This is a genomic window from Bombella sp. ESL0378 (assembly GCF_009725845.1).
In the GTDB taxonomy this organism is placed as follows: domain Bacteria; phylum Pseudomonadota; class Alphaproteobacteria; order Acetobacterales; family Acetobacteraceae; genus Bombella; species Bombella pollinis.
Genome location: NZ_WNIF01000009.1, coordinates 1 through 16,340, shown reverse-complemented (window position 1 = coordinate 16,340; position 16,340 = coordinate 1). Strand labels below are relative to the sequence as shown.

The window sequence follows — 16,340 nt, the reverse complement described above, 5'->3', positions numbered from 1 at the left end:
GAATCTTTTATAAGCGGGTCATCACCTGCGGATGAACGCAGGATAATATGGGCGAGAGTGGCGGAACTGGTAGACGCAGTCGGCTCAAAATCGACCGCCGCAAGGCATAGGGGTTCGAGTCCCCTCTTTCGCACCATCATTTCCCAAGCCGTTGCGGGGCTTTGGGGCCGGGAAGCCGGTTATAATCGTAAGTCTCCCCATCAGAATGTAAGATGAGGTCTTGTTGCCGGGCTGCGTGTAGAGCCTCTGGGGCGAGTTGATACCCCATCATCGTTAAAAGGATGTATTTCTCCATAAGTTGGGAGAATGTCCCATCAGTTTGGCGGAGTGCCTCGGCTTGCTGGCAATAAGAGGCATGATGTAGGCCTGCGAAATAGATAGGGATACGATATTGCTCTTGCCCGCCATCATAAACCCCATGCATGCCATTATCAGGTGAGGTGAGGATTTCCCCATGATCTGCGCTGTAGAGGAGCGTGCTATGGGGTAATGTCTGCTCCACCATCTGAAGAATCGTTGCGATGAGATGGTCCACATGATGGATGGCTTGGTCATAGCTCCCAGCACGGGGTAGGGCGTGCCGGTCCTCTGGGGTTGTTTTCTCCCGGTATGAAACGTGACTACCAATGAGATGGATAATAATAAAATGCCCCGCCGGCTCCTGCCGATAAATTTCTAATTGATGTTGGAGAGCAGGGAGGAGGCTCTCATCGTCATGTTCACGCACGGTGAGGGGGAGGGTGCTGTAATCGGGCCGAACGACCTGTTCACTAAAGCCGGAGAGATAGCCAATCGGACTATTATAGAGGGATGTCCCCTCATGGCTTCCTACCCATAAGGTTTTATAGCCATGGGCGCGAGCGAGTTCGATGAGGTTTTTCTCAGTCAGGATAGCGCGGCGGTCTTGCGGGGTGAGGAAGGAGATCATCATCGGCACAGCGTTATGCGTCATGTTGGCAGCAGAATGGGCGTTGCTCATGGCGCATAGTGCGCCTTGTGCGGCGAGGGTGCGGAGGTGTGGGGTCGTGTCCTGCTCTGTATAGCCATAAAGGCCGTGATGGCGTGCTGCGTCTGATTCCCCGATGATGAGGATGATGTTTTTCTCTCCTACAACACGCCCCGGCAGAATTGCGGAGTTTATGTGCTCATGCGGGGCAAAGGTGAGGCTATGGCGGTATGATTTTGTTTGCTGATAGCCTTGTTTAAGTGCGAAAATGGCGAGGGAATTACCAATAAAACCGGGAAGATTGATGTAAAAAGCGAGGTTTTTTGCAAAATACGGGTTGTTGACGTAACGATGATGCAGAGCATCATAGGTAATAGCGACATTATAATGTCCGGCAACATCGCGATTAAGAGGGCGATGTAAGGCAATGGTGAAGGTAAGCGCACAGCCTATAAAGCCGATTAAAGCATGGAGAGGGCGAAAACGCGCAGCTCGTGCTGTGGTGTATAGCACACCGCCTAGGAGCAAACCGGCGAGTAAAAAGGGCGTGATAGGGATTGTCCGCAGCATAGTGGCCGCATCGGCTCCATCCGTCCCGGCGATGGCCATACACATATCGTAGGTTATTTTGTGATAATGGATGATGATATAAAGATTGGCGATTATAAGGCTCGCTAATGGTACACTGAGGCAACATGCTAAAAAACGCCCGCAGGATAAAACGCATAGCGGTACAAAGAGGCTCGCAAGGCAGAAAGCCAATCTATGTTGTGCTAGCTCACAATTATTTGCGATAAAGAGGCTAAGGAGGAGGTAAAGCCCTAACCAAGCTAAGGTTATGAGACGCTTTGTGTGGCGGCGCGGCTGTTTTATCATGATGTGTGTCTTACGCAATCGGCGTTGTTCTGCCAATCATGCTTCGCTTATCTTGACCCCTCATGATGCGTGTGACACCTAAGAAAAGATGATCCTTTACCGTAATGATGGATAACCAACCCGTTATGCCCCCCGCTAAGCCTTCCCGCCGTCCGCAACGACCGTATTTCTCATCTGGCCCGTGCGTCAAACGCCCCGGCTGGACGCCTGATGCCCTTAAAGGGGCTTTTCTTGGGCGGTCTCATCGTGCGGCAGAAGGGCGCGCACGGCTGCATGAGGTGATAACGCGCTCAGCCTCTTTGCTTGGTATGCCAGAGGGTTGGCAACTTGGCATTGTCCCAGCCTCTGACACGGGGGCAGTGGAGATGATTTTGTGGGCCATAGCAGGGCAACGCGGTGTGGATGTCCTCTCTTTTGAGAGCTTCTCTGGCACATGGGCGCAGGATTTACGCGATGTCCTCGCATTAGATGACCTCCGCGTGTTGGAAGCCCCCTATGGCTCCCTGCCCGATATGACGCAGATTGATTGGTCGCGTGATGTTGTACTGACATGGAATGGCACAACCTCAGGTGTGTGCATCCCTTCGGTTGAGGCGGTGCCAGCCCAGCATGAAGGGTTGGTGATTTGCGATGCGACCTCGGCTGCGTTTGCGATGGACCTGCCATGGGAGCGGTTGGACGTTGTGACATGGTCGTGGCAGAAGGCCCTTGGGGGGGAGGCAGCGCATGGCATGGTGGCACTCAGCCCTCGTGCCGTACAACGGTTGGAGGAGGGCAGCCAGCGGCCTTTGCCTAAGATTTTCCGCCTTACGAATAAAAAAGGGCTGAATGAGGCTATCTTCCGCGGCGATACAATCAACACCCCCTCCATGTTATGTGTGGAAGATGCGTTGGATAGCTTACGTTGGGCGGAATCCATTGGTGGTTTAGAGGCTCTGAAAGCACGGGCACGGAAGAATCTCGCCCTTGTGGAGGCATGGGTGGCTCAGCGTGATTGGGTGGCCTTCCTCAGTGCGACAAAAGAGACACGCTCTTGTACCTCTATCTGCTTAAAGATTACCGCACCGTGGTTTGAGGCTTTAGATGATGCCCAACGTTCTGCGGCGATTAAGAAGATGACCAGCCTTTTAGAGGCCGAGCAAGCGGGTTATGACCTTGCTGGCTATCGTGATGCCCCTGCCGGATTACGGATTTGGGGTGGGGCCACGGTTGAGGCAGAGGATATAGAGGCCCTCTTACCGTGGTTAGATTGGGCTTATGGGTGCGTTGCAGAAGAGGCCGTGCGGGCATGATGGAGACACCAGATTTATCAAACCCGGCTTTGTTGCCTATGGGGTTTGTGGACCTCCTCCCCGCCGAGGCCGAGGCAGAGGCCCGCGGCCTTGCAGCGGTGATGGATGTATTCTCCTGCCATGGCTATGAGCGCGTCCGTCCCCCTTTGTTAGAGTTTGAGGCCTCCTTGTTGAGTGGGTCCGGGGCGGCTTTGGCGGAGCAGAGCTTCCGTTTGTTAGATCCATCCTCGCATCGGATGATGGCATTGCGGCCGGATATGACAACGCAGATCGCCCGTATTGCAGCGGTGCGGATGCAGGATTGCCCGCGCCCGCTCCGTCTTTCTTATGCGGGGGATTGTGTGGTTATCGGCACGCCGGGGCGTGAGGGGCAGCGTCAAATCTCCCAAGCGGGGATAGAGCTTATCGGCCCTGATAAAGCCGAGGCCGATGCCGAGGTCATCGCTCTAGGGGCGGAGGCCCTCGCAAAATTGGGGATTGCTTATGTCTCTTTTGACCTTTCCATGCCTGTTATGGTTTGGAGCTTGATAGAGGATGGCTTTAGCGGGGCTGAGCGTGAGGCGATTATCCATGCGTTAGACCGGCGTGATGCCGCCGCCGTGCGGGAGCATGGTGGGGCATGGGCGGAGTTGCTTTTAGGGATGATGGATGCTGTCGGCCCGGCTCATATTGCGCTGCAGAAGTTAGAGACGCTGACATTCCCTGATAAATTACGCCCCTTTGTGGCGCGTTTACGGGCAGATGTGGCAGCGATTTTAGCACGCCTACCTACGGCTCGTTTGACGGTGGACCCGGTCGATTTCCGAGGGTGGCGGTATCATACTGGAGTATGTGTAACGGTCTTTGCTCTACATTCTCGTGAGGAATTGGGACGTGGGGGGCGTTATCTCGCAGGGGATGAGCCAGCATGTGGGTTGACACTTCATCCCCATGCTTTTTTAAGGGTGGCAGAGCCACCACCACGGCGTAAACGCTGCCTTGTTCCCCCCCATATGGCACAGAAGGACTTGTCCAGCTTGCATGAGGCAGGCTATGCCACCATCGCATCGCTTGGGGAATCAAGTGCGATGGAGCAGGAGGCGCATCATTTACGGTGCAGTCATATCTGGAAAGATGAACAACCCACCCCCCTGCCGCGCTAATAAGCGGGTAGGGATCGTCATTATGAGACGTTGAAGGAAGAGCATTCTTATGGCCAATGTTACCGTAATCGGGACCCAGTGGGGCGATGAGGGTAAAGGCAAGATTGTGGACTGGCTGTCCAGCCGTGCCGATATTGTTGTGCGTTTTCAGGGTGGGCATAATGCCGGCCATACGCTGGTCGTTAATGATCAGGTGTATAAATTATCATTGCTGCCGTCTGGTTTAGTCGGGGGGAAGATTGGCGTCATCGGCAATGGTGTCGTGGTGGACCCCAAAGCTTTGATGAGCGAGATTGACCGCGTGACAGAGCAAGGCCTAACCGTCACGCCAGAAACACTCTGGATAGCCGAGACAGCTCCTTTGATTCTTCCTGTGCATGGGGCGTTGGATCGCGCGCGTGAGCAGGCTCGTGGTACCCATAAAATCGGCACGACAGGCCGCGGCATTGGCCCTGCTTATGAGGATAAAGTAGCTCGCCGTGCCATCCGCATTTGTGACCTGACCGAGCCTGACACGCTGGATTGGAAGATTGATGAGCTGTTGCTCCATCACAATACGCTTTTAGCCGGCTTGGGGGCAGAGACCTTCACAAAGGAGGCGATCCTCGCCTTCCTTAAAGAAATTACCCCGCGTTTGCTGCCTTATGCCTGCCGTGCGTGGGACCGTCTTGCCGAGGCCGACCGCGCTGGGAAGCGCATCCTGTTTGAGGGCGCACAAGCTGTCATGCTGGATGTGGACCACGGGACTTACCCTTTCGTGACCAGCTCCAACACAGTGGCGGCGATTGCTGCTTCTGGGAGCGGGATGAGCCCGAAATCGGTCGGTTTTGTGTTGGGGATTGCTAAGGCTTATACAACCCGCGTGGGGGAGGGGCCATTCCCGTCTGAATTATTTGATGATGTCGGCAAAGGCATGGCCGAGCGCGGGCGTGAGTTTGGCACTGTGACAGGCCGCCCACGCCGTTGTGGTTGGTTTGATGCGGCCATGGTCCGCCGGGCCGTGCGCGTTGGGGGCGTAAGTGGTGTTGCGCTAACAAAGCTGGACATCCTCGATGGTATGAAAGAGGTCTCCATTTGCGTTGGGTATGAGCTAGATGGGCAGAGGATAGAGCACTTCCCCTCCGCACCGGGTGCGCAGGCCCGTGTGAAGCCAGTTTTGGAGACCATGCCGGGTTGGGATGAAACAACGGGCGGTGCGCGTTCTTGGGCAGAGCTCCCCGCTCAGGCGATTAAATATGTACGCCGGATTGAGGAATTGATTGGCGCGCCTGTTACGCTGCTTTCCACAAGCCCGGAACGTGAGGATACAATTCTGGTAACGGACCCATTTGAGGGCTGAATGGCCGGAATTGTGTTATGTGAGTGCCAGCCCGTTATATAACTGGGCTGGTATGGCATGAATCTTCTATTGAGAGGAATTGTAAGTTCGATGCGGAAATTATTATGTGCAGGGGCGATGGCTTTTGTGCTGGCAGGTTGTTCATCTTACGGCAATCGGGCCATTAAGAATGAGACGGCTGCAACGATTGATCAAAAAATCCAAGATGGTGTGACAACCAAGGATCAGGTTAAGACCATGTTTGGCGACCCGCTGGAGATTAATTACACTGATGGCGGTCGTGAGGTCTGGAAGTATGAGTTTAAAACTCTGCACGAGAATGGGGAGAATTACATTCCCTATTACTCAGCTTTCTCTAATGGTAGGCATGGGAAGGCCAAAACAGTGCTGCTTATTTTTGATGATAAAGGGCATGTTTGGCACCATACATTTGCGGAATCCAAGATTTCCACCCATAGCGGCGTAGCCGACTAATCCTTCTTTTTAAGAGGGGAGGATGAAAAAAGGAGTGCCCGTCATGGAGGCACTCCTTTTTTAATGTCATATCCTTTTATCAATAGGGGTGGTTATTGCGTTGGTACGTCACCCACTAAGCCACGGGCATAATCAGTAGCGGAGAAGGGGCGGAGGTCCTCTGCCTGTTCGCCAACACCAACGAGATGAACCGGCAACTTAAATTGCTCGGCCAAGGCGACCACAATACCCCCACGGGCAGAGCCATCCAGCTTAGTGACGACTAACCCACTGACATTGACGAGGTCGCGAAAGACGCGCACTTGCTCTAGGGCGTTTTGGCCTGTTGTGGCATCTAGGACAAGCAACACACTATGGGGGGCTGTGGGGTCAAACTTCTGCATCACGCGGATAATTTTGGCCAATTCATCCATTAAAGCTTGGCGGTTATGCAATCGTCCAGCTGTATCAACAAGGAGAAGGTCGGCTTGCTCTTCTGTTGCGCGCTTTAGCCCGTCATAAGCAAGGCCTGCAGCATCTCCTCCCGCCTTGCCCGCTATAACGGGTGAGTGCGTGCGCTCCCCCCAGATTTGGAGCTGCTCTACCGCCGCCGCGCGGAAGGTATCGCCGGCCACCATCATCACGGATTTCCCCTCTTGATGATAATGATGTGCGATTTTGCCAATGGTTGTCGTCTTGCCCACACCATTAACACCCACTACCAGCACAACATGGGGTTTTTTTGTGGTGTCTAGCGCAAAGGGGCGGGCCACAGGCTCCAACACGCGAGAGATTTCTGCGGCGAGGGTCTGGCGGATTTCCTCTGGGGTAATATCCTCCCCAAAGCTTTTCTGGCGGAACTGCTCTATAATCCGCTCCGCAACTGCCGGGCCCAGATCAGCCGCAATCAGCTCATCTTCCAATTCTTCAAGAGTGGCATCATCAAGTTGCCGTTTTACAAACACCGCATTAAGGCGCGCGCTTGAACGGGAGAGACCCTGTTTGAGTCGTGAGAAAAATCCAGCCATAGCAGACGACTTGGTGTGAGAAAGGGGGAGCCGTCAAGCCCTCCCTAGAGGATTTCTGCCAATAAAAGACCATCCTGCACCTTTAGGATGCGGATGCGCTCTAACCGCCCGCGTTGAGTAGGGGGCATGTTTTGTGGGGCAGAGGTGAGGGTAAAGGCGGCGAATTCTGGCGTATGGCCGCTTGTGGGGCTTTCCATAAGGACTGTTTTTTCCTGCCTAATAAAGCGGCGGAGGAACTGCTCTCTCACCTCATGGCCTAAGTGGCGAAGTTTCGCTGCACGTTCTTGGCGAATGGCACGCGGAATAGAGGGCATGCGTGCTGCTGGCGTGCCAGGTCGTTCGCTATAGGGAAAGACATGGAGGAAAGGGATAGCCTGCTCGGCGAGGAACTCATATGTCTCTTGGAATAACGTCTCCGTCTCCGTTGGGAAGCCCGCAATCACATCCGCCCCAAAGCCTGCATCAGGCCGCAAGCGGCGCACATGCTGCACTAACTTTGCGACATCCTGCGTATTATGGCGGCGTTTCATGCGTTTGAGGATGAGGTCTGACCCCGCTTGGAGCGATAAATGCAGATGCGGCATAAAGCGTGGCTCATCAGCGATGAGCTGCCATAAAGCATGGTCGCCTTCTTTAGGGGTAAGAATCATGGGGTCGATGGAGGAAAGCCGCAAACGGGCAATCTCTGGCACTTCATCCAAAAGATGACGGCAGAGCTGCCCCAACCCCTGTCCCCCATGCTGCCATGAGGCAATATCCACCCCTGTAAGGACAATCTCACAATGCCCTGCCTCTGTCAGGGCACGCGCTTTGGGGATGATGTCCGCTAAGGGCATAGAGGTCGATTGCCCCCGCCCAGCTGGAATCACGCAGAAAGTGCAATCATTATCGCAGCCTTGCTGTACTTGCAGTAACGCCCGAATATAGCGGGAAGGCGGTGGGGTGCGACCTGCCTCCTCCGGCAAACCCCATGTGGAGGGATGTGTCTTTTCCGTATTGGGGATAACCTTCGCAACACCGGGTAAAGCGGCCCAAGCCTCTGCTGCACGCTCGGAGGCACATCCAGTTACAATGATGCGCGCTGAGGGATTCTCCCGATGAGCGCGGCGAATAGCCTGCCGGGCTTGCCGCTCGGCCTCGGCTGTAACAGTGCAGCTATTGACGATGATGGTGTGCCCCTCTTGCCCTAACCCCTGTCGGGCAAGATGTTCCATCGCGTCACTTTCATGCGCATTTAGGCGGCAGCCAAAGGTGAGAAGTGTAACACTCATAGGGCGGGGGCCTGTCCCTCTGCCAGCCATGTCTCATCTAACGTACCGGTGAACACATGTTGGGCGGGGCCTGTCATGAGCACATAGTCATCATCCTGCCATGTGATGGTGAGAGAGCCACATTCCATACTGACAAGGCAGGTCCGTTCCACAAGGCCGCGCCGAGCAGCATTGACAACAGCCGCACAGGCACCAGAGCCACAAGCAAGGGTCAGCCCCGCTCCGCGCTCCCACACACGCAAGCGCAGATGGGTGGGGGATTGTATGTCCGCAAAGCCGATATTGGCACGCTCGGGAAAGAGCGGGTCCGTCTCCAAAACAGGGCCAAGTGTGGCGGCATCTTCGATAGAACAAAAGAGCGTGAGATGGGGATTGCCCATAGAGCATGCAGCCCCATCATAAAGGGGGAGATGGGCTGTATCACACGCATTGGCGAGGGGGACGCTCTGCCAGTCCAGATGAGGCTTACCCATGAGGACAGAAACAAGCCCGTCTTTTTGTGATGTGGGGAGGAGGCCATTTTGGGTTTGTAATGTAGGGTTCCCCCCTAATAAGGCCGCAACACAGCGGGAGGCATTACCACACGCCCCCGCCTCTGACCCATCAGGGTTGAAGAAGCGGACCAACACATCCGCCCCGGCGCGTGTGGGCGGGGAGAGCGTGACGAGCTGGTCACAGCCAATGCCGCGTTGGCGGTCACATAAACGGCTTATCAAGGTGGAGGGCAGGGTAAGGGGGGTCCTTCTGCCATCAAGAATGACAAAATCATTCCCTAATCCGTGCATTTTCGTAAAGGACATGCCCATAAGGCCCTCCTAGAGATGGATGAGATGGCTCTCTTTTATAAGCTTGTGGGGCTGGGGTAAAATGCCCCGTTATAGTGAGCGCATTTTTTCTTTATCTATGATAATGACCGACCTAGCGAGTAAAGGAAGGGAGCACCGTGCAAGGCTTACACGAGAAAGCATTTACACAAGCCTCAGCCGAGCCAGATAAAAGCTTCTGGGCCCGGCAGGATTTAGATTCATTAATGGATATGGGCGCGCGTACAGCCATTACAGCCCTGTATCGTACAGCCCTACCAGTAGGGGGGCGTAGTTTAGACCTTATGTGCGGGGCGATGAGCCATTTGCCAGAGGATGCGACCTTCCAAGAGTTCATCGGGATTGATGTTCATAAAGCCGCCTTGCAGGCGAATCCTGCATTAACGTCCTTTAAGGAGCAGGACCTCAACCAAGATACATCCCTACCATTTGATGATGCGAGTTTTGATGGGGCGTTGCTATGTGATGGCATGGCGTATCTCACTAAGCCACAACAGGTTTTGGAGGAGATACGCCGCATCCTCCGCCCCGGTGCCCCGCTGATTATCAGTTTTTCCGGCAGATTCGTCCCTGCCAAAGCCGTGGCCATTTGGCAAGCGTTGGAGCCAGAGGACCGCGTACGCCTCACCAGCGCATTAATGCAGCGTGCAGGCTTTGTGGAGCTTGATACAGGCGAGGTTGTCCCCCCAGAAGACCTTACTGCATGGCAAGATACTGTACATGCTGTGATAGGCCGCTGCCCCGCTGGAAGTTGAAGCGGACGCGCTGCTTTTTAATTTGGTGGTGATCTTCTCTGGCTTTGTGGCAGGTAAAGGAGTATTTACCGCTTTTCTAGCTGTTATATTTTGGTTCGTAACAGCCCGTGTATGACCGAGTGTTCTTTGACGATGCCTTTTCCCGATACCCATCCCGCCTTAACTCGCGCCCTCGCAACGCGTGGCTATGAGCAGCCAACGCCCGTGCAAGAGGCCGTATTAGAGCCAGCGTTGGAGGGGCGGGACCTGCTCGTCTCCGCACAAACAGGCTCCGGCAAGACGGTTGCTTTTGGTCTAGCCTTCTCCTCCGATTTATTGGGTGAGGGGGACCAGATGGCCCCTACAAAAGCACCGCTTGCTTTAGTCATCGCCCCTACGCGGGAGCTTGCTATGCAAGTGCAGGCAGAGCTTTCTTGGCTATATGGTGAGACGGGCGCGCGTATTGCGAGCTGCATCGGCGGGACAGATGCCCGCCGGGAAGCCCGCGCCCTTACCAGTGGGGCGCATATTGTTGTTGGCACACCGGGGCGGCTTTGTGACCATCTCTCCCGTGGTAAGCTCAATCTCGCAGCTTTGCGCGTTGTCGTGCTGGATGAAGCTGATGAGATGTTGGATATGGGCTTCCGGGAGGAGTTAGAACAACTTCTGGACGCCTCCCCTAAGGACCGCCGCACCCTTTTATTCTCCGCCACCATCGCGCGGGAAATTGCCTCTCTGGCACGGCGTTATCAAAAAGAGGCTAAGCGGATTGATACCGTCTCCGGCCAAAAGCAACATGCCGATATCACCCATCGTTGCGTGGTTACAGCCCCGCAAGAGGTGGAGCGGTCGCTCGTTAATGTGCTGCGTTATTATGAGAGCCAAACCGCTATGGTGTTCTGCAATACGCGGCTTTTGGTGAATCAGGTGCAAGCCGCCTTGCTAGAGCGTGGCTTTGCCTCGGTCGCCATTTCTGGCGAAATGGGTCAGAATGAGCGTTCCCGCGCGATTGAGAGCCTACGCTCTGGGGCAGCGCGTGTATGCGTGGCAACGGATGTCGCAGCGCGTGGGATTGATGTCCCTGCTTTGGGGCTTGTTGTGCATGCGAGCGTGCCTTCATCCTCCGATACCTTCTTGCATCGCTCTGGTCGGACAGGCCGTGCAGGGCGTAAGGGGGTGAGCGTGTTGATGGTGCCGTTTAACCAACGGCGCAAAGCGGAGCGCGTGCTCGCCCAAGCTCGCGTTAAAGCAGAGTGGGAGCCTGTCCCTACAGCAGAAGCCATTGCCGAGAAAGACGCTCAACGTTTGTTAGAAGACCCGATCTTGACAGGCGAGGTTGATGCCTCTGTCCCAGAGGAGATTGTGGCAAAGCTAGTCGAGCAGTTTGATGCCGCTCATTTAGCCCGTGCGTTAGTGGGCTTTCATAAAGCGCATTTACCGCGCGTGGAGCATATTCGTCCTGTCTCGGTGGAGCCTCCAACTCGTGGGGCGGTGCGCGAGGGCACGGGCCGTGGGCATGATATGTCCGGTTCGTGGTTCCGCCTTGGTGTGGGCCGTAGCGAGAAGGCTGACCCTAAATGGTTGATCCCTCTCATTTGCCGCCTCGGTGGGGTGCAGAAGCGCGATATTGGCAGCATCTGCATCCAGCAAGAGGATACGTTGTTCCAGATTTCTGATGAAAAAGTCGCGCGGTTTAATGCCTGTCGCGCTGGGGCGGATAAGGATGAAGTCACTATCGAGCCTGCCGAGGCCCCCGCTGGTGGGGCAGGCCCGCGCCGTGGGCGTGGTGGCCCGCCGGGCCGCCGTTTTGGCCCTTCGAAAGGGCGTTTTGGCGGCCCCGGCGGTGGGGGGCGTCGTGAGGGGCGGGAAGGACGAGAGGGCCGCAGTGGTCCCCCGTCTTCAAAGCGTCGTTCTGGCCCCGCGCGTAATGGGGAGAAATCCTCCCGCCGCCGTAGCTGATGTCATAAGGGAGGGGGCTTACCCCTCCTTTTTGATGACCGCTAAACCACCCGATGCTTGGCAGACAGGCATAATCTCTAAATGATTTACATTCATATGGGCGGGGAGGTTAATCAACCATGAGACGGTCTCGGCAATATCAGCAGGCATGAGTGGCGTTGCATTTTCATAAACAGCGCGGGCTTTGGCATCGTCACGCAAACGCACATTGCTAAACTCACTACCGCCTACAAGACCGGGCTCAATAGTTGTGCTGCGTAAGGCCGTGCCGAGCAGGTCTGTGCGTAGATTCTTCATAAATTGGGCAACGAAGGCTTTTGTCGCCCCATAAACATTCCCCCCGCGATATGCGTAATGCCCTGCCGTACTGCCGATGGAGATAATATAACCACGGTTACGCGCCACCATACCCGGCAAGATTGCGTGGGTAATTCCCACAAGGCCGGAGATGTTGGTGCCAATCATGGTCTCCCAATCCTCAATGGAGGACTCTTGGGCAGGGGTTACACCCAAAGCAAGACCGGCATTATTGATGAGGACATCAATAGCCCGCCATTCCTCTGGCAAGCTGTCTGGCAGTGCGCGCAGGGCGGCATGGTCCTGCATATCTAATGTGAGGGGGAGAAAGTGCGCGCCCAATTCTTTATGGAGGGCAGCAAGTCGCTCACCCCGGCGGCCTGTCCCGATGACACGATGCCCTTCTTTAACAAGGCGCGTGGCTATTGTACGGCCAAAGCCTGCCGTAGCCCCTGTGACGAGAATAATCTGTGATGGCGACATAGTGCGCACTCCGCTCTATGATGTGTAAAAAACAGCACCATATCTTGTTATGATGGCTGCTCATATTGTTTGTAAGAGGTGTTCATGCCGATTCTTGCCCCTCATGAGATATTGACGGACCGTTTGCTCATTGCCAGCCCTGTTTTGGCGGGGACGGAGTTTGCTCAAACCGTCATTTATCTCTGCGCGCACTCTGCGGAGGCTGGGGCGATGGGGATGATTGTTAATCGCCGTCTCACCCACCCAGATATTGGCGAGCTGCTCAGACAGCTTGATGTCTCACCCAACCCACCACAACGCTTATTTGGTGTCGGTGTTGGTGGGCCGGTAGAGCCAGGACGTGGCTTTGTCCTCCACACTCCCACCTCTTTAGGCGAGCAAGGGGCTAAGCGTCGTCTCTCCGTTCTGGCGGAAGAAGGCCCCGTGGCAGAGGTCAGCGCAAGCCTTGAGATGATTAAAGAACTCGCCGCAGGGCGGGGGCCAGAGCAAGCTATGCTCCTTCTTGGTCATGCAGCATGGGCGGCCGGACAGTTGGAGGAGGAGATTCTCCACGGCAATGCGTGGTATGTCGCCCCGGCACAGGCCGATATTATCTTTGACGTGGACCCTTCCTCAAAATGGCAACGCGCTTTAGCCAGCGTAGGGCTGGAGCCCGCTTCACTCTCTGCATCTGTAGGGGAGGCCTAAGCGTAACACGCAAAGCTGCCCTTCCATTGCCATAAGCCTCATTTCGGCTCACATAATTGATGCGGGGATAATCTCGGAACGCCCTCTTGAAATAGGCGTCATCGTGCCTAAATTTTAGGCACAGCATGTCGCCATAATGGGGCAGGCTGGACATTCATCGCTGCCAAAAATGGGGCGAGACGGAGAGGCAAGATTATGGATATTCAGAAGTTTACAGAGCGGAGCCAAGGCTTCATTCAAGCGGCTCAGACCATTGCTCTGCGTGATTATCACCAGCAATTAACGCCAGAGCATTTGCTCAAGGCCCTGTTGGATGACGAGCAAGGGGCCGCTGCGGGCCTGATTCGTGCAGCAGGGGGTGACCCTAAATCTGTTCAACACGCTAATGATGCCGCCTTGGCGAAATTGCCAACCGTGCAAGGCAGTGGGGCGTCACAACCTCAACCAACACCGGATTTTGTACGCGTCTTAGATGGTGCAGAGGCTGCTGCCAAAGCCGCCGGTGATAGCTATGTCGCGCAGGACCGTCTTTTAGCGGGCATTGCTGCGAGCAAAACCCCCGCCGGGGAGGCTCTGCGGCAGGGCAAAGCGTCCGCTCAAGCGTTGGAAGGGGCCATTGCCGCTGTACGCAAAGGCCGTACAGTTGATTCAGCTTCGGCTGAAAATAACTTCGATGCGTTGAAGAAATATGCGCGCGATGTCACAGCCCAAGCGCAGGAAGGTAAGCTGGACCCCGTCATCGGGCGTGATGAGGAGATTCGCCGTGCTATCCAAGTGCTGGCACGCCGCAGCAAGAACAACCCGGTACTGATTGGCGAACCCGGCGTTGGTAAGACCGCCATTGTGGAGGGGCTGGCTCTACGCATCGTCAATGGCGATGTGCCAGAGGCTTTGCGCAATAAGAAGCTGCTTTCCCTCGATATGGGCGCATTGATTGCCGGTGCGAAATATCAAGGTGAGTTTGAAGAACGTCTGAAGGCCGTCCTCAAAGAAATTGAAAGTGCCGAGGGGCAAATCATCCTCTTTATTGATGAGATGCACACCCTTGTTGGGGCCGGTCGCTCTAGCGGGGCGATGGATGCTTCCAACCTCATCAAGCCAGAACTCGCCCGCGGTGTGTTGCACTGCCTTGGGGCCACAACGCTGGATGAATACCGCAAATATATCGAGAAGGATGCCGCCCTCGCACGCCGCTTCCAGCCGGTTTTTGTGGGTGAGCCCTCTGTGGCGGATACAATTTCCATCCTGCGCGGGATTAAGGAGAAGTACGAGCTGCATCATGGGGTGCGGATTACCGATAACGCTTTGGTCTCAGCTGCCACGCTGTCCAACCGCTACATCACGGACCGCTTCCTCCCCGATAAAGCTATCGACCTGATTGACGAGGCCGCGAGCCGCCTGCGGATGCAAATCGACAGCAAGCCCGAGGCTTTGGACGAGCTAGACCGCCGCATCATCCAGCTCAAGATTGAGCGTGAGGCGATTCGCAAAGAGGATGACACAGCCTCTCGTGAGCGGCTCGAAGCGTTGGAGGCGGAGCTTGCCGACCTACAAGAGAAGTCCGATGCGATGAGTGCAGCGTGGCATGCGGAGAAAGACCGCATGAACGCTGTGCAGAAATATAAGGAAGAACTCGACCATGCACGCTCAGAGGTTGAGGTTGCGCAACGTCAGGGGAATCTCCAACGGGCCTCTGAGTTGATGTATAGCCGCATCCCTGAGCTAGAGCGTCAGATTGAGCAAGCCCAGCAGGCTGAAGCACAAGCGGATGAAACCGGCCTTTTTGCCGATACGGTGACAGACCAGGGCATCGCTGCGGTTGTCTCCCGTTGGACAGGTGTGCCCGTGGACCGGATGCTAGAAGGTGAGCGGTCCAAACTCATGCGTATGGAATCCGTCTTGCGGGAGCGTGTCGTAGGGCAGGAATCAGCCTTGGTTGCTGTCTCTAACGCAGTGCGTCGTGCGCGTGCGGGCTTGCAGGACCCCAACCGCCCGATTGGTTCCTTCTTGTTCCTCGGCCCTACCGGTGTGGGTAAAACCGAGCTTGCCAAGACGCTCGCGCAGTTCCTCTTTGATGATGAACGCGCCTTGCTGCGGATTGATATGAGCGAGTTTATGGAGAAGCACTCCGTCTCTCGTCTCATCGGGGCCCCTCCGGGCTATGTCGGTTATGATGAAGGCGGTGTGTTGACCGAGGCCGTACGGCGTCGTCCTTATCAGGTCATCCTCTTTGACGAGGTGGAGAAAGCGCATGAGGATGTTTTTAACATCTTACTTCAGGTGCTTGATGATGGCCGTCTGACAGACGGGCAAGGCCGTGTGGTGGATTTCCGCAATACCATCATCGTGCTGACGAGCAATCTCGGCTCTGAGATTCTAGCGCATCAGAAGGATGGCGAATCCACCGAGTCCGTCCGTAATGAGGTGATGGAGGTTGTCCGGGCGCATTTCCGGCCGGAGTTCCTTAATCGTCTGGACGAGATCATCCTGTTCTCCCGTCTCCAACGGGCCGATATGGGGCAAATTGTGGAGATTCAGCTTGGCCGCCTGCGGCATCTTCTGGCTGATCGCAAAATCACCCTCTCTTTGGATGATAAAGCACGGGAGTGGATGGCCGAGGCTGGGTATGACCCCGTCTATGGTGCGCGCCCATTAAAGCGGGTCATCCAGCGTGAGTTACAGAATCCTCTTGCGGGCCTCCTGTTAGAAGGGACCATCCATGATGGGGATGAGGTGACAATCTCCGCTAATGAGCAAGGGTTGCTCATAAATGGACATGCCACCGCTCAGAGCTAAGCGGAGGAGGTAACTTGGTAAAAAACCGCCCGTTTTGGGCGGTTTTTTTATTTTTGAGCAGAAACTTTGAGAAAGTTTAAGGAATCGGGTTGCGTGGGTTTTGTGGTGTGGGTATAAGGCGCTCTACCGGCGGCGCTGGGGCGGGAGTTCTGGGGTTGTTTGGGTGGTCATTGAGAATTGAATATTGGTTAATAAGTAGAGACTGGAAGGGAT

13 protein-coding genes and 1 tRNA gene are annotated in these 16,340 nt (G+C 55.4%); 9 read left to right on the top strand and 5 right to left on the bottom strand.

The annotated features are described in order from the left end of the window. Positions 1-51: 51 nt before the first annotated feature. Positions 52-136: transfer RNA gene (locus GM556_RS07100), tRNA-Leu, on the top strand. On the opposite strand, the gene GM556_RS07095 is transcribed toward GM556_RS07100, so the two are convergent. Beyond that, positions 137-1,822, bottom strand: coding sequence for a phosphoethanolamine transferase (locus GM556_RS07095; protein ID WP_155579677.1), 1,686 nt, complete (start codon positions 1,820-1,822; stop codon positions 137-139). A gap of 107 nt (positions 1,823-1,929) precedes the next feature. Between GM556_RS07095 and GM556_RS07090 the strand changes: the two genes are divergently transcribed. The 4 genes from GM556_RS07090 to GM556_RS07075 all read left to right on the top strand — a co-directional run bounded on the left by GM556_RS07090 (position 1,930) and on the right by GM556_RS07075 (position 6,069). Then, entirely contained in the window at positions 1,930-3,114 is a 1,185-nt protein-coding gene (locus GM556_RS07090) for a phosphoserine transaminase (protein ID WP_230873333.1), read from the top strand. Then, entirely contained in the window at positions 3,111-4,256 is a 1,146-nt protein-coding gene (locus GM556_RS07085) for an ATP phosphoribosyltransferase regulatory subunit (RefSeq protein WP_155573862.1), read from the top strand. The genes GM556_RS07090 and GM556_RS07085 overlap by 4 nt, the downstream gene beginning before the upstream one ends. A gap of 49 nt (positions 4,257-4,305) precedes the next feature. Then, positions 4,306-5,595, top strand: a complete 1,290-nt coding sequence (locus GM556_RS07080; protein ID WP_155573861.1) for an adenylosuccinate synthase — start codon at positions 4,306-4,308, stop codon at positions 5,593-5,595. A 90-nt stretch (positions 5,596-5,685) separates the two neighbouring features. After that, entirely contained in the window at positions 5,686-6,069 is a 384-nt protein-coding gene (locus GM556_RS07075; RefSeq protein WP_155579676.1) for a hypothetical protein, read from the top strand. Between the two features lie 92 nt (positions 6,070-6,161). Here the strand turns inward: GM556_RS07075 and ftsY are convergent, their stop codons facing one another. Genes ftsY through dapF form a run of 3 tightly spaced genes read right to left on the bottom strand, consistent with a single transcriptional unit; the run spans position 6,162 to position 9,153 of the window. Then, positions 6,162-7,076 carry a signal recognition particle-docking protein FtsY gene (gene ftsY, locus GM556_RS07070; RefSeq protein WP_155573860.1) on the bottom strand — a complete coding sequence of 305 codons (915 nt, stop codon included), beginning with the start codon at positions 7,074-7,076 and terminating at the stop codon, positions 6,162-6,164. Positions 7,077-7,120: 44 nt separating this feature from the next. Continuing rightward, complete coding sequence (locus GM556_RS07065) at positions 7,121-8,347, bottom strand: MiaB/RimO family radical SAM methylthiotransferase (protein ID WP_155579675.1); 1,227 nt, start codon at positions 8,345-8,347, stop codon at positions 7,121-7,123. Next, positions 8,344-9,153, bottom strand: a complete 810-nt coding sequence (gene dapF / locus GM556_RS07060; protein ID WP_155579674.1) for a diaminopimelate epimerase — start codon at positions 9,151-9,153, stop codon at positions 8,344-8,346. Before dapF ends, GM556_RS07065 begins: the two co-directional genes overlap by 4 nt. A 137-nt stretch (positions 9,154-9,290) precedes the next feature. Between dapF and GM556_RS07055 the strand changes: the two genes are divergently transcribed. Both GM556_RS07055 and GM556_RS07050 read left to right on the top strand, forming a co-directional pair. Continuing rightward, the gene (locus GM556_RS07055) at positions 9,291-9,926 is read left to right on the top strand and encodes a class I SAM-dependent methyltransferase (RefSeq protein WP_370513609.1); all 636 of its coding nucleotides are present in this window, start codon (positions 9,291-9,293) and stop codon (positions 9,924-9,926) included. 132 nt (positions 9,927-10,058) lie between these two features. Further along, a complete protein-coding gene (locus GM556_RS07050; RefSeq protein WP_155579706.1) occupies positions 10,059-11,864 on the top strand; it encodes a DEAD/DEAH box helicase in 1,806 nt (601 codons plus the stop codon). 18 nt (positions 11,865-11,882) lie between these two features. On the opposite strand, the gene GM556_RS07045 is transcribed toward GM556_RS07050, so the two are convergent. Beyond that, positions 11,883-12,644: an SDR family NAD(P)-dependent oxidoreductase gene (locus GM556_RS07045; protein WP_155573857.1), complete on the bottom strand. Its 762-nt coding sequence runs from the start codon at positions 12,642-12,644 to the stop codon at positions 11,883-11,885. An 84-nt stretch (positions 12,645-12,728) separates the two neighbouring features. Here GM556_RS07045 and GM556_RS07040 point away from each other — a divergent pair, with 84 nt between their 5' ends. Then, positions 12,729-13,331: a YqgE/AlgH family protein gene (locus GM556_RS07040; protein ID WP_099027405.1), complete on the top strand. Its 603-nt coding sequence runs from the start codon at positions 12,729-12,731 to the stop codon at positions 13,329-13,331. A 195-nt stretch (positions 13,332-13,526) separates the two neighbouring features. Next, a complete protein-coding gene (gene clpB, locus GM556_RS07035) occupies positions 13,527-16,127 on the top strand; it encodes an ATP-dependent chaperone ClpB (protein ID WP_155573856.1) in 2,601 nt (866 codons plus the stop codon). Positions 16,128-16,340 lie beyond the last annotated feature (213 nt).

What these genes read in the sequence shown, in the direction of transcription:
- ftsY (WP_155573860.1), bottom strand. Translation starts at nt 7,076, where the DNA reads ATGGCTGGATTTTTCTCACGACTCAAACAGGGTCTCTCCCGTTCAAGC.
- GM556_RS07045 (WP_155573857.1), bottom strand. Translation starts at nt 12,644, where the DNA reads ATGTCGCCATCACAGATTATTCTCGTCACAGGGGCTACGGCAGGCTTT.
- GM556_RS07065 (WP_155579675.1), bottom strand. Translation starts at nt 8,347, where the DNA reads ATGAGTGTTACACTTCTCACCTTTGGCTGCCGCCTAAATGCGCATGAA.
- GM556_RS07090 (WP_230873333.1), top strand. Translation starts at nt 1,930, where the DNA reads ATGGATAACCAACCCGTTATGCCCCCCGCTAAGCCTTCCCGCCGTCCG.
- GM556_RS07050 (WP_155579706.1), top strand. Translation starts at nt 10,059, where the DNA reads ATGCCTTTTCCCGATACCCATCCCGCCTTAACTCGCGCCCTCGCAACG.
- GM556_RS07080 (WP_155573861.1), top strand. Translation starts at nt 4,306, where the DNA reads ATGGCCAATGTTACCGTAATCGGGACCCAGTGGGGCGATGAGGGTAAA.
- GM556_RS07095 (WP_155579677.1), bottom strand. Translation starts at nt 1,822, where the DNA reads ATGATAAAACAGCCGCGCCGCCACACAAAGCGTCTCATAACCTTAGCT.
- GM556_RS07040 (WP_099027405.1), top strand. Translation starts at nt 12,729, where the DNA reads ATGCCGATTCTTGCCCCTCATGAGATATTGACGGACCGTTTGCTCATT.
- dapF (WP_155579674.1), bottom strand. Translation starts at nt 9,153, where the DNA reads ATGGGCATGTCCTTTACGAAAATGCACGGATTAGGGAATGATTTTGTC.
- GM556_RS07085 (WP_155573862.1), top strand. Translation starts at nt 3,111, where the DNA reads ATGATGGAGACACCAGATTTATCAAACCCGGCTTTGTTGCCTATGGGG.
- GM556_RS07075 (WP_155579676.1), top strand. Translation starts at nt 5,686, where the DNA reads ATGCGGAAATTATTATGTGCAGGGGCGATGGCTTTTGTGCTGGCAGGT.
- clpB (WP_155573856.1), top strand. Translation starts at nt 13,527, where the DNA reads ATGGATATTCAGAAGTTTACAGAGCGGAGCCAAGGCTTCATTCAAGCG.